Genomic DNA, 12646 nt, shown 5'->3' on the forward strand with positions numbered 1-12646 from the left:
ACCCGCCCGCAGCCCGGTGTACCAGCGTGCGACGAGGACGACCGCGCCCGGCAGGGCGGCGACGAAGCTGAGCACGCCGTACACGACGGCGACCGCCACGCCGCTGCTCGCACCGAGTCCGGCCGCGCCGAACGCCCAGGCGGTGACGCCCTCCCGGGGGCCGAAGCCGCCGACGTTCAGCGGCAGCCCCATGGCGACCAGTGCCAGCACCGCGAGCGGGATCAGCGCGGCGACGGAGGCCGGGGAGCCGGCGACCCGGGCGGCGAGCACGAACATCCCGATGTGACCGGCGAGGACGAGCAGCGAGGAGATTGCGACGCCGGGTCCGCTGCGGCGGGAGAGCAGCCCCTCGCGCGCCTCCGCGAGGGTCGCGCGCAGGGCGCGGCCGCGGCGCGAGTCGGCGGTACGGTTCATCCGCAGCGCCAGGACGACGGCCAGCGCGCCGACCACCGCGAGCAGGGCGGGCGGGGCGAAGCTGCGGACCTCGGCGCGCACGGGGGACGGCATCGTCAGCAGCACCGCGCCGCCGACGACGGTCAACGCGACCTGTCCGGCGACACGTTCGAGGACGACCGACCGTACGCCGCGGCCGAGGTCACCGGCGTCCTTGCCGTGCCGGACGGCCCGGTGCACGTCGCCGAGGACACCGCCGGGCAGGGCGGCGTTCAGGAACAGCGCGCGGTAGTAGTCGGCGACGGCCGCACCGAGCGGCAGCCGCATCTTCAGGCTCCGGGCCACCAGCGCCCAGCGCCAGGCGCTGAGCACGGTGGTGACCACCCCGGTCAGCAGCGCCAGCACCAGTGTCGTCGCGTCGATCCGCCGCAGTCCGTCCAGCAGCACACCGGTACCGAGGTGCCACAGCAGCGCCCCGAGGATGACGACACCCGCGACGGTCCCGAAGTGGCGGCGCAGAACCGGCGAGTTGAGCCGCGCCAGAACGGGCCGCCACCAGGACGTGCCGCCCGCGGCGCCGGCACGCTCCTCGCCGAGGGCGAGATCCGCGTCCCGCGCCCGCAGGGCCGACTCCCGCGCCGCGAGACAGGCGGCCCCGTCGTCCCACACCTCGACCACGAGGGAGGCGGCGGCCGCCGACCCCGCCACGCCCGCGCCCTCGACGCGAGGGCTCACCGGTGTGCTCACCGTCTCCACGCTCATGACGCCCCGCCCGTCGGGCGGGACATCGCCAGTAGGTCGCTGTGATGGACGGTGACGTGCAGTTCGCCGGCCTCGCAGGCGGCCAGGCGGTCGCGCAGATACCGTTCCGCACGCGCCGCCAGCTCGGGACGTTCCTCGACGGCCGCGCCGACCCAGCCGCGCAGCCACTGGGCCGTCAGCTCGGCCTCGCCGGGACCCAGCCGCCAGGGGCTCGGGTTGACCCGTACCGTGGCGCCCCGTTCCGAGAAGATCTCGCAGGCGACGTCGACCGCGTCCGGGCCGAGCAGGCCGTCGCGGCGCTGGTGGGCGTTGAACGCCTCGGTGATCTCCGCGTCCATCGGGTCGGCCGGCGTGAGCTCGACGCGGCCGGCGACGGAGAGCGTCAGCAGGGCCGGGCAGCCCGCCCCCGTGCAAGCGTCGGCCAGCGTCTCCATCTCCTCGCGGGTGAGGACGTCGAGAAGGGCGGAGGCGGTCACCAGAGAGGCGCCGGCGAGACCGTCGGCGGTGAGCCGGCCGACATCGCCGCGGCGGGTCTCCACCGAGACCCTGCTGCCGTCGGCGGCGGACCGCGGCGAGGCGACGGCCGCGAAGTGCAGCAGGTACGGGTCGCGGTCGTGCAGCACCCAGTGCTGGGCGCCGTCGAGGTGCGAGGCGAGCCAGCGGCCCATGGAGCCGGTGCCGCAGCCCAGGTCGTGGATGACCAGCCCGGCCTTGCCCGGCAGGTTGGCGAGCCGGATGCGCAGCGGGTCGAGCAGCTCGTGCGAGCGCGCGGCGGCGTCGGCCGGTTCGCGCAGCTCCAGCCACTCGGGGGCGTAGCGCGGGGGCTCGTCCGGCCCGGTCTCGCGCAGGCGTAGGGTGGCGCGCTCGCCGGACCGCGCGGGGCCGGCCCCGGGGATCACGGAACCGCCCGCGCCCGGCGAACCGCCGGCCGGGAGACCGGCGCCCGCTCCCGGGCCGTCCGTGCCCTGCGTGCCCTCCGCCACGGAAGCCACCGCCTTCGCCTCGTGCGCCCCTGCCTCCGTGGGCACATCCGCCGTCCCTGTCACCATCTGCCGCCCCTCCCCCACCGTCTCCCGCGTGTCCCTCGGCCCCGGCTGCGCCGGGATCTTCCCCCCGGCCCGCGCCGGTACGGTCCTGTTCATGCCGCCCTCCCGGGCTCGCTCGGCAGCCGGCCCAGCACTCCGGCGAGGCTGCGTGCCGTGGCCGCCCAGCCGTCCAGGGCGGCCCGCCGGCCCCGGGCCGCGGCCTTCAGCCGGCGCCGTACGTCGGCCTCGCCGAACCAGCCGCGCAGTTCGGCGGCGAGGGCGGCGGGGTCCTCCGGCGGCACGAGGATGCCGGGCACCCCGCCGTCGGGGGCGCGGCCGACCGCCTCGGGCAGGCCGCCGACGTCGGTCGCGAGCACGGGGATGCCGCGCGCGAGGGCCTCGGTCACGGCCATGCCGTACGTCTCCGCGTAGGAGGTGAGAACCATGAGGTCGGCCGAGTTGTAGCTGGCGTCGAGCTCGGCGCCGGCCTGCGGGCCGGCCAGCTGGATCCGGTCCTCGAGACCGTGCTCCCTGATGAGCTGCCGCAGTTCGGCGACGTACTCCGGGTCGTGCCCGAGGCCGCCCACGCACACGCAGCTCCACGGCAGTTCGGCCGCCGCGGCCAGCGCCTGCACCAGCCGGTGCTGGCCCTTGCGCGGGGTGACGGCGGCGACGCACAGCAGCCGCGAGACTCCGTCGGTGCCGGAGGCCAGGGGCGCGATGTCGGCGCCGGGGGCGGCGACATGGACCCGCTCGGGGGCGAGGCCGTGGTGGGAGACGAGCCGGCGGACCGCCCAGTCGCTGGTGGCGATCACGGCGGGCACGGCCCGCAGCACGACCCGCTCCCTGGCGTCCAGCTCGGCGGCCACCGCGGGCTCCAGACCCGTCTCGTCACCGAGCGGCAGATGCACCAGCACGGCGAGGCTCAGCCGCTCCGTCTCCGGTACGACGATCTCGGGCACCCCGCAGGCGACCAGCCCGTCCAGCAGGACGACCGTGCCGTCGGGCAGCTCCCGCAGGATGCGGGCGAGCTCCGCGCGGGCCGCCGCCCCCGGCCGGGGCCACTCCCCGGCCACGGCGTGCTTGTGCACCTGCCAGCCGAAGCCGGGCAGGTCCAGGCTCACGCGCCGGTCGTAGGCGTTGCCGCCGCTCGGCGCCGCCGGGTCGTCGACGCCGCCCGGCATCACGAAGTGCACGGAGCGCAGCGACATGGGGATGATCTCGGCGTTCTTCAGCGTGGAGACCTGCACCGGGACGTATCCGAGTGCCGGATGCGCCGTCTTCTCCAGGGTCACGTCGGTCACAGGGCACGCTCGTAACTCGCCCAGGCGATGTGCGACTCGTGCAGGGTGACGGTGATCCCGGCGATGCCCTTGGCGCCCTCGCCGAGGGCGCCCTTCTCGATGCGGTCGGCGAGCCGGTCGGCGATGACCTTGGCCAGGAACTCCGTGGAGGTGTTGGTCCCGGCGAACTCGGGTTCGTTGTCGAGGTTTCTGTAGTTCAGCTCGCTGACGACGGCGCCGAGTTCCTGGGTGGCCAGTCCGATGTCGACGACGATGTTGTCGTCGTCCAGCTGCTCGCGCCGGAAGGTGGCGTCCACCAGGAACGTCGCTCCGTGCAGGCGCTGCGCGGGTCCGAAGACCTCGCCGCGGAAGCTGTGGGCGATCATGATGTGATCGCGGACGGTGACACTGAACAACGGACGACCCTCCAGGTGCGGCGCGTCTGGCCCCCCGGCAGTCGGCCGCCGGGGGATGCCGTGTAGTACGGCTCTCCGGTTTCCCGCGTTCAGCCGTCCCTCACTCTTTTCTCAGGTCAGGCGGTCTTGCCAGGCCCCGAAGGTCGTCCCGGATTGAACGACTGCGTCAGAGTGTGTCCTCGTACCGGATGCGGTGGCAGAGCGCGGGCAACTCGCCGGAGGCCAGCCTCGGCATGAGGTCCGGCAGTTCGTCGAAGGCGGACTCGCCGGTGACGAGGGCGTCGAGCGCCGGGTCGGCGAGCAGTTCGAGGGCGAGGGCGAGCCGGTCGGCGTAGCTCCGGCCGGCGCGGCGCGGGGAGACGGTGCCGACCTGGCTGGAGCGGATGACGAGCCGGCGGGAGTGGAAGGCCTCGCCGAGCGGGAGGGAGACCTTCCGGTCGCCGTACCAGCTGAGTTCGATCACCGTGCCCTCGGCGGAGAGCAGTTCGAGGGAGCGTGCGAGCCCCTGTTCGGTGGCGCTGGCGTGGACGACGAGGTCCCGTTCGCCGTGGGCGTCCGCCGGCAGGGCGAAGTCGACCCCGAGGGCCTGGGCGACCTTGGCCCGGGCGGGGTCGGCGTCCACGAGCTGCACCTTCACGCCCGGAAAGCGCGCGAGCAGTGCGGCCACCGAGCAGCCGACCATGCCGCCGCCGACGACGGCGATCCGGTCGCCGATCAGGGGTGCGGCGTCCCAGAGGGCGTTCACGGCGGTCTCCACGGTGCCGGCGAGGACGGCCCGCTCGGCGGGCACGTCGTCCGGTACGACGGTGACGGCGGTGGCCGGTACGACGTACCGGGTCTGGTGCGGATAGAGGCAGAACACGGTCCGCCCGGCCAGGCCGTCGGGCCCCTCCTCCACCACCCCCACGTTCAGGTAGCCGTACTTCACGGGGGCCGGGAAGTCGCCCTCCTGGAAGGGGGCCCGCATGGCCGCGTGCTGGCTCTCGGGCACTCCGCCCCGGAAGACGAGCGTCTCCGTCCCACGGCTCACACCGGAGAACAGGGACCGCACCAGTACCTCGCCCTCGGCGGGTTCCGGCAGGTCGACGTCCCGTATCCGGCCCTCGCCCGGGCGATCCAGCCAGAACGCGCGTGCGACGCGGTTCATCGACGTCCTCCTGAACGATCGGGAAGCGGTTCACGTACCGAGGTGTGCACAGGCCGCGCACAGTACGCGGCGTGATCGACTCTGTCACATGGCCGGAGGGTGTGCGGTGGCCCTGAACAACACTTACGACGCAAGGCTGGTCCAGCAGGAGACCGCTGTGGGAGCGGGCGTGCAGATCCTGTTGCTGGCCCTGCTCGGCACGGCGATCGGCATGGGGCCGGCGGGCTGGCTGACCGGCCTCGCCTTCGCCGTCGCCACGTGGGCGGTGCTGTCCCGGGCCCTGCACCGCACCCGGGTGCGGTCCTTCGGCCCGGCCAACCGGGTGACGCTGGGCCGCGCGACCCTGGTCGGAGGTGTGACCGCCCTGGTCGCGGACTCCTTCGAGAGCTCGCCGCCGGTCACCGTCTTCGTCGGTCTCACGGCCGTCGCCCTGATCCTCGACGGTGTGGACGGCAAGGTGGCCCGCGCCACGGGCACCTCGACGCCTCTGGGCGCCCGCTTCGACATGGAGGTGGACGCGTTCCTGATCCTGGTACTGAGCGTGTACGTCTCCATGCAGGAGGGCCCGTGGGTCCTGCTGATAGGCGGCATGCGCTACGCGTTCGTGGCGGCGGCCCGCGTCTACCCGTGGCTGAACGCCCCGCTCCCCCCGAGCATGGCCCGCAAGACGGTGGCCGCGATGCAGGGCGTCTGCCTCCTCCTGTCCGCCTCGGGCTACCTCCCCGCAGCGGCCTCCTTCGCCGTCACGGCCCTCGCCCTCGCCTCCCTGAGCTGGTCCTTCGGCCGCGACGTCCACTACCTCCACCGCACGTCCCGCATCCGCGAGGCCGAGGTGGAGGAAATGCTGGAACTGGCGACGGAACGAGAGACGGTGGCGTCCTGAGCGGCGGGACGGGCGAGGGGGGCGCCATGAGCGACGTCATGAGTGACGGTGCCGGCCTGAGCGGCGGCCCGAGTGGCGATGCCGGCCTGAGCGACGGCCCGCGTGGCGATGCCGGCCTGAGCGGCGGCCCGCGTGACCGTGCCGCCCTGGGCGAGGAGCCGCCTCCTCATCCCTCGATCGGGTACCGGTACACGGTCGATCCGCGCCTTTGGAAGCCGAGCCGCTCGTAGAGCCGGTTCGCCGCCTCCCGGTCCGGGCGGGAGGTGAGGTCGACGGTGCGGGCTCCGGCCTCGCGGGCCAGTCCCAGCGCCTGTTCCATCAGCAGCCCGGCGATCCCGTGCCCTCGCGCCGCCTCGTCGACGATCACGTCCTCGACCCGGGCGCGCAGACCGGACGGCAGCGCCACCATCGTCAGGGTCAGGGTGCCGACGATGTCGTGGTCGGCGCGGGCGACGAGGACGGTGTTCGCGTCGGACGCGAGAACGCGGGCGAGGGCCCGGGCGTCGAGTGGTCGCGCGGAACGGGACAGTTGCGGCAGCAGACGTCCGAAGGCATCGACGAGCTCCTGGTCCGCTTCCCGGGCGGTCTCCACCTGGATCTTCATGGCGGCGAGCCTAGCGGCGCGGTAGGAGTGCGGTCGCCGCCAGTGGTACGGCCGCCAGGGCCAGCCACGGTGTCGCCGGGGGCAGTCCGGCGTCGAGGAGGGTGCCCGTCGCGGCGCTGCCGAGCAGCACGATCAGGCCGGACGCCGAGGACAACGCGCCGGTGTAGAGGCCGAGTCGGCCTTCCTCCGCGAGGTCGGGCACCCATGCGCGGGCGACCGGCGCGACGAGCATCTGGCCGAGGGTGAGCAGGACCACGAAGCCGGCGGCGGGCAGCAGGCCCGTGGCGCCGGTCCGCCCGGCGGGCCGCGCGGCGGCCACGGTCAGGAACCCCGCCGCGACCAGCAGCAGACCGGCGAGCATCGCGCTCCGTGGCGTGAGGCGGGCCGCGGCCCAGCGGGTGACGGGGAGTTGGGCGGTGACCACCAGCAGCGAGGACAGCGCGAACAGCCAGGCCAGCGGCGCCTGTGATCCCGCCGCCCGCTCCACCTCGGCGGGCAGGGCGAGGTACAGCTGGTTGTAGGCGAGGAGGTAGGCGCCGTAGGCGCAACACAGCCCGAGGAAGGGGCGGTTGTGCAGCAGGGCGCGCATTCCGCCCTTGACCCGCGTCCGCTCGCGTCCGGGGATGCGCTGGGGCAGCAGCCGCGCGTGCCCGGCGAGGACCAGCACGAAGATCCCGGCGCCGGTCAGGCACACGGCCCGGAAGTCCACCGCGAGCAGCAGCGCCCCCAGCAGCGGCCCCACGAACGCCCCCGCCTGCCCGGCCACCGTGAACAGAGCCAGCACCCGGGTCCGGGAGCCTCCCCCCGCCTTCTCCAACTCCACTGCCTGACGGGCGACTTCGGACTCCACGGCGTGAGAGAACAGCGCGGCGGCGAACCCGATCAGCAGCACCGCCCCGATCACCGCCCAGGTCTGCCGCGCGAACCCGAGCCACCCGAACCCGGCGATCCGCAGCGCGCACCCGGCCAGCACCACCGGCCGTATCCTGTACCGGTCGGCCAGCGCCCCGCCCACCACGAACAGCCCCTGCTGGCTGAACGTCCGCAGCCCGAGCACGAACCCGATCAGCCAGCCCGCCATCCCGACCGCCTGCCCGAGGTGCTCGGCCAGGAAGGGCAGGACGGCGAAGAAGCCGAGATTGAAGGCGAGTTGGGTGAGGATCAGCAGCCGGAGCAGTGGGGTGAGGCGGGTGCCGCCGTCCTCGGCCCGTGGCAGGCGGATCGTCGGCGAGCTCATTCCGTCGCCGCCGGCTCCCGCACAGCAAGGCGCTTTTGCGCGCCGGCCTCCGTCGTACGACGCCCCCGCCGCCGCACTCCCCCGGCCGCGCTGACCGCCAGCGCGCCGAGCAGGGCGAGTACGGCGGCCGGGGCGAGGACCGCCCAGGGGGCGCGCTCGGCGTAGGGCTGGTTCTCGGCGAGCAGCAACCCCCATTCGGGGGAGGGAGGTTGGGCGCCCAGTCCGAGGAAGGCCAGCGAGGCGAGGGCGAGGGCGGTGCCGGGCAGCCGGAGCAGGGCGTGTCGGGTGACGGGCGGCAGGACGGCCGGCAGCAGCGCGCGCCGGAACAGATGCCGGCGGCCCGCGCCCAGTCCGCGGGCCGCCATCACGTGCGGCGCGGCCCGCTCCTGCCGCAGCAGTGCGGAGGTGTGCGCGGTGAGCGGCACCCAGGCGACGGCGCTCACGGCGATGGCGGGCGTGGCCGGTCCGCTGCCCGCGACGGCGGTCACCAGCAGCGCGCCGAGGACGGGCGGTACGGCGTTGAGGGTGTCGGCCAGCGGCCCGGACAGGCGGGGCAGCGCCCCGAGCACCAGGCCGGTCAGCAGGGAGACGGCGCCGATCGCGACGGCGAGCAGCAGGGTGTCGAACGCGCCGTGGGCGACCCGGCCGAGCATGTCGCGGCCGAGCGCGTCGGTCCCGAACGGGTGGGACCAGGAGGGTGGTCGGAGCCGCTCGGCGGTGTCGACGGCGAGCGGGTCGCGAGGCAGGCCGAGGGCCACGACCGCGAGCAACCCCCCGCCGTACAGCAGGGGTTGGGCGCCGCGAGCGGGCGCGGTGGGCCGGTGCAGAGTGGGCAGGGCGCCGTCGTGCAGGGCGGGGCCGGTCAGCAGGCGGGCGGCGAGCCGTGCGGCGCCCGCGGCCGCGGCGGCCAGCAGGACGAGGACGAGCGTGCCGGCCTGCAGGACGGGCAGGTCCTGGGCGAGGGCGGCCTGGAGGGTGGTACGGCCGAGGCCGGGGATGTCGAAGATCTGCTCCACGGCGACGGATCCGCCGGTCAGCCCGACCACGAACAGGCCGAGGTTGGGCAGGAGTCCGGGCAGACAGCGGTGCACCGCGTGCCGGGCGATACGCCGGCGGGGCAGCCCACGGGCGACGGCGGCCGCGGCCCACGGTTCGGCGAAGGCGCCGGGCAGCAGGTCGTCGAGGAGCCGTCCGAGCACGGCCCCGGCGGGCAGGCCGAGGGCGAGCGCGGGCAGCACGGTCCACCGGGGCCCGTACCAGCCGAGGGCGGGCAGCCAGCCGAGTTGCACGCCGACGACGGTGGCGAGCACGGACGCGGTGAGGAACTCGGGCAGCGCGGCGAGGACCGCGGAGCCGCCGCCCGCCCGTCGCCGCCCGCCCTGCCGGTACAGGGTGCGGGCGCACACCAGCGCGGCCGTGCCGGCGGCGGCCGCGAGGGCCACCGCCATCAGCAGCAGGGACACGCCCAGCGCGTGCAGTACGACGGGTGTGACCTCGGCACCGGAGAGCCACGACCGGCCCGCGTCCCCGCGCCACAGTCCGCCGGCCCACTCGCCGAGCAGTCGCAACGGGCCCGCGTCCAGACCGAGTCGGGCACGGATGTCGGCGAGCACCTCGGGGGTCGGAGTACGGTCGGCGGAGCGCGCCCTGAGCACGGTGAGCGCGGGGTCGGTGCGCGAGAGCCAGGGCAGCAGACCGATGCCGCACACCAGGGCGAGGGCCAGTCCGGTCCGCCACAGCAGCGGGGTCAGTCGGTCGCCCATGGCCTCAGCGCCGGGTGCCGGGGCCGACGAGGGTGCGCTCGTACGGGTCGAGGAGCGCCCCGCGGACCGAGCCGGCGACGCCGGTCACCATGCGCTGGTGGACGAGCGGGACGACGGCGTCGGTGCGGAGGATCTCCGCCTCGGCCGCCATGACCGCGTCCTGCCGCCCGGCGAGGTCGGCGACGCCCTCGGCCTTCGCCACGGCCCGGTCGACGTCCTTGTCGCACAGCAGCGCCAGGTTGTAGCCGCCGTCGCAGGTGAAGTCGCTCGCCAGGACGGCGACGGGGTCGCCGGTGTCGACGAGCGTGTTGCGGGCGAGCACGACGGCGTCGAACTTGCCGTGCAACGCGTCGCTCTCCAGCCGCGAGTACTCCCGCACCTCCAGCTCGACCCGGAACCCGGCCTTCTCCAGCTGCTGCTTCAACACCTGTGCCGCTTCGGGAAGTTCGGGCCGGTTGTCGTACGTGGCCAGGGTGATCTTCGCCCCGTCGGGCGCCGTCGCCGCGGTGCGCCCGGTCGGCCGGGTCCGCTTGCCGTCGGCCCAGGTGACGGCGGGCCCGAAGATGCCGGCGTCGGCGTCGGCGTGTCCCTCGTAGACGCCGTCGGCGAGGGGGGAGGTGTCGACGGCCCGGCGGGCGGCGGCCCGCAGGCCGGGGTCCGTGAAGGGACCGGAACGGGTGTTGAGCAGCAGGCTCGTGGTGCGGGTGGTGGCCGTCTCCCGGCGGGTGGCCCGATCGAGGGTGGCGGCCTGGGCGACCGGGATTGCCTCGGCCAGGTCGACCTGGCCGGTGCGCAGGGCGGCGGCGCGGGCGGCGCCGTCGGCGATGAACTTCACGTCGATGCCCGGGGTTTGGGCGAGGCCTCCCCAGTGGTCGTCGAAGCGGTCGAGGTCGGCGGACGCGGTGCCGTCGAGTGCGCGGATCTCGAAGGGGCCGGTGGCGGTGCCGACCGGGTCGACGTGGCCGGTCCTGTCGTACGCCTTCTCGGCGAAGACGGCGAGGCTCGGGCTGGACAGGCGCAGCGGCAGGACGGGGTCGGGGGTGGCGGTCGTGATCCGCACGCCGTTCGGGCCGGCGGGCTTCGCGGCGAGGGTGACGCCGGAGAGTGCGGCGGGGGCGGGTTCGGCCTCGGTGGCGTGGGTGAGGGAGCCGGCCACGGCGGCGGGGGTGACGTCCGTGCCGTCCTGGAAGGTGGCCTGGCGCAGGGTGAACAGCCAGGTGCGGTCGTCCTCGCGGCGCCAAGAGGCGGCGAGGGCGGGGGTCGCGGTGCCGTTGCCGTCCAGGGCGGTCAGGCCTTCGGAGACGCCGAGGCGGCTGAGGACGGTGGCGTCGTCGCCGTACGGGGAGAGGTTCTCCGTGGGCGGGAAGGCGAGGGCGACCCGCAGCCGGGAGCCGGACTCGGCCTTCCCGGCGGAACCGCCGGAACCGGCGGAGGCGAAGCAGCCGGTGAGGACCGGGGCGAGCAGCAGGGCCAGGAGGAGGCGGGTTCGGCGCACGGGTCTATCGCCCCATCGGTATCTCGAAGTGGATGATCCCCTGCCCGGTCGCCGGGTCCTCCCGCTCGTCGAGTACGACCTTGCCGAGGGACCGCCAGAAGGGCTCGGCGCCCGGCACCGCCGGGTCGGTGTGCAGGTAGACGGAGCGGTAGCCGCCGTCGGCGGCCGCGAACTCGAGGAGTTCGCGGACCAGTCGCCGGGCGAGCCCGCGGCGCCGGTGTTCGGGGCGGACGTAGACGCGGCGCAGTTGGGCGGTCTCGCCGGAGGGGTATCGCTCGGCGAGCCGGCGCGGGTTCGGCGGGTGGGCGGGGCCGCGGGAGTCCAGGGCGGCGGTGCCGACGACCTCGCCGCCGTCCGGGGCGAGCGCCACGAGCAGGATGTGACGCTCGGAGGCGAGGTAGGCGGCGACCGGATCGACGATGTCTCCGTGCCATCGGGGCACGTAGCCGGTGCCGAAGTCGCGGTACACGGTGTCGAGCATCACCGCTCGCGCACCGTCGAGGTCGTCCGGGCCCGCGGCCCTGATGCAGTAGTTACGCACTTGCACATCATATGCATTAAGCAGCCCGTCTTGATCATCGCGATTTGACAGAACCTCGGAAGCTGCCTACAACCTAGCGACATGACATTCATTTTCAAAACTGGGTCGAGCCGGTAATGCGGGTGGCGTTCGTCGGCAAGGGCGGCAGCGGCAAGACCACCCTGTCCGCGCTCTTCGCCCGCCATCTGCTGGCTTCCGGCGCTCCCGTGCTCGCCGTCGACGGCGACATCAACCAGCACCTCGCCGAGGCGCTGGGCCACCACGGCGGCCCCTTCACCGCCCCACCGCTCGGGGCCCACCTCACCGGGATCAAGGACTACCTGCGCGGCAGCAACCCCCGTGTACCCTCAGCCGATTCCATGATCAAGACCATGCCTCCGGGCCGCGGCTCCCGTCTGCTGCGCCTGCTCGGCGACGACGAACTGCACGCGCGGCACGTCCGGCGCGCGGGCGGGGTCCCGCTGATGGTGACGGGCGAGTTCGACGAGAGCGACCTGGGCGTGGCCTGCTACCACTCCAAGCTGGGCCGGGTCGAGCTGTATCTGGGCCATCTGGTGGACGGCCCCGGCGAGTACGTCGTCGTCGACATGACGGCGGGCGCGGACGCGTTCGCCTCGGGCCTGTTCACGCGCTTCGACCTCACGTTCCTGGTGGCGGAGCCGACGCGCAAGGGTGTCTCGGTGTACCGCCAGTACCGCGACCACGCCCGGGAGTTCGGCATCCCGATCGCGGTCGTCGGCAACAAGGTGACCGGCGAGGACGACCTGCTGTTCCTCAAGGAGCGGGTGGGCGACGACCTCCTCACCCACCTGGTCCACTCGCCCTGGGTGCGGGCGAACGAACAGGGCCGCGCACAGGGCGAGTTGGAGGGGCACAACCGCCACGCCCTGAACGTCCTGCGCGCCGCGGTGGACGCCCGCCCCAAGGACTGGGACACCCTGCACCGCCACGCCGTCGAGTTCCACCTGCGCAACGCCCGCGCATGGGCGGACCGCGCCACGGGCGAGGACCTGGCCCACCAGATCGACCCGGACTTCGTGCCGGGCCCGACGGCACCGACCTGACCGAACCGCCCTTCACCCACACGTACCGACGAC

General features: G+C 74.5%; 11 protein-coding genes and 1 pseudogene. 2 read left to right on the plus strand and 10 right to left on the minus strand.

The window, feature by feature from the left end; all coding sequences use genetic code 11:
• Positions 1 to 105 precede the first annotated feature (105 nt).
• The 5 genes and pseudogenes from ACIGDI_RS16855 to ACIGDI_RS16875 form a co-directional block, all read right to left on the minus strand.
• Positions 106 to 1155 (minus strand): annotated as a pseudogene (locus ACIGDI_RS16855) (YbhN family protein); the annotation flags it as partial.
• Positions 1152 to 2297 (minus strand): class I SAM-dependent methyltransferase, encoded by a 1146-nt coding sequence (locus ACIGDI_RS16860; protein ID WP_399896704.1) that lies wholly within the window; start codon positions 2295 to 2297, stop codon positions 1152 to 1154. The gene ACIGDI_RS16860 and the pseudogene ACIGDI_RS16855, both read right to left, overlap by 4 nt.
• Complete coding sequence (locus ACIGDI_RS16865) at positions 2294 to 3484, minus strand: glycosyltransferase family 4 protein (RefSeq protein ID WP_399896707.1); 1191 nt, start codon at positions 3482 to 3484, stop codon at positions 2294 to 2296. The genes ACIGDI_RS16860 and ACIGDI_RS16865 overlap by 4 nt, the downstream gene beginning before the upstream one ends.
• Positions 3481 to 3879 carry a 6-carboxytetrahydropterin synthase gene (locus ACIGDI_RS16870; protein WP_142144147.1) on the minus strand — a complete coding sequence of 133 codons (399 nt, stop codon included), beginning with the start codon at positions 3877 to 3879 and terminating at the stop codon, positions 3481 to 3483. Before ACIGDI_RS16870 ends, ACIGDI_RS16865 begins: the two co-directional genes overlap by 4 nt.
• 166 nt (positions 3880 to 4045) lie before the next feature.
• Entirely contained in the window at positions 4046 to 5026 is a 981-nt protein-coding gene (locus tag ACIGDI_RS16875) for a dehydrogenase (RefSeq protein WP_399896710.1), read from the minus strand.
• A 106-nt stretch (positions 5027 to 5132) separates the two neighbouring features.
• Between ACIGDI_RS16875 and ACIGDI_RS16880 the strand changes: the two genes are divergently transcribed.
• Positions 5133 to 5909 carry a CDP-alcohol phosphatidyltransferase family protein gene (locus ACIGDI_RS16880; RefSeq protein ID WP_390627356.1) on the plus strand — a complete coding sequence of 259 codons (777 nt, stop codon included), beginning with the start codon at positions 5133 to 5135 and terminating at the stop codon, positions 5907 to 5909.
• Between the two features lie 166 nt (positions 5910 to 6075).
• Here ACIGDI_RS16880 and ACIGDI_RS16885 read toward each other — a convergent pair whose 3' ends face one another.
• The 5 genes from ACIGDI_RS16885 to ACIGDI_RS16905 are packed head-to-tail and all read right to left on the minus strand — an operon-like array spanning position 6076 to position 11549.
• The gene (locus ACIGDI_RS16885; RefSeq protein WP_399896714.1) at positions 6076 to 6513 is read right to left on the minus strand and encodes a GNAT family N-acetyltransferase; all 438 of its coding nucleotides are present in this window, start codon (positions 6511 to 6513) and stop codon (positions 6076 to 6078) included.
• A 10-nt stretch (positions 6514 to 6523) separates the two neighbouring features.
• Complete coding sequence (locus ACIGDI_RS16890) at positions 6524 to 7750, minus strand: MDR family MFS transporter (RefSeq protein ID WP_399896717.1); 1227 nt, start codon at positions 7748 to 7750, stop codon at positions 6524 to 6526.
• Positions 7747 to 9513, minus strand: a complete 1767-nt coding sequence (locus tag ACIGDI_RS16895) for an ABC transporter permease subunit (protein ID WP_399896720.1) — start codon at positions 9511 to 9513, stop codon at positions 7747 to 7749. The genes ACIGDI_RS16890 and ACIGDI_RS16895 overlap by 4 nt, the downstream gene beginning before the upstream one ends.
• A gap of 4 nt (positions 9514 to 9517) precedes the next feature.
• A complete protein-coding gene (locus ACIGDI_RS16900; RefSeq protein WP_399896723.1) occupies positions 9518 to 11008 on the minus strand; it encodes an ABC transporter substrate-binding protein in 1491 nt (496 codons plus the stop codon).
• A 4-nt stretch (positions 11009 to 11012) separates the two neighbouring features.
• Positions 11013 to 11549 (minus strand): GNAT family N-acetyltransferase, encoded by a 537-nt coding sequence (locus ACIGDI_RS16905; RefSeq protein WP_399896726.1) that lies wholly within the window; start codon positions 11547 to 11549, stop codon positions 11013 to 11015.
• A 116-nt stretch (positions 11550 to 11665) separates the two neighbouring features.
• Between ACIGDI_RS16905 and ACIGDI_RS16910 the strand changes: the two genes are divergently transcribed.
• Positions 11666 to 12613, plus strand: a complete 948-nt coding sequence (locus ACIGDI_RS16910; RefSeq protein WP_399896729.1) for an ATP-binding protein — start codon at positions 11666 to 11668, stop codon at positions 12611 to 12613.
• Positions 12614 to 12646: the final 33 nt, after the last annotated feature.

The sequence above is a fragment of the Streptomyces sp. NPDC085900 genome (assembly GCF_044540925.1).
Classification (GTDB): domain Bacteria; phylum Actinomycetota; class Actinomycetes; order Streptomycetales; family Streptomycetaceae; genus Streptomyces; species Streptomyces gilvifuscus.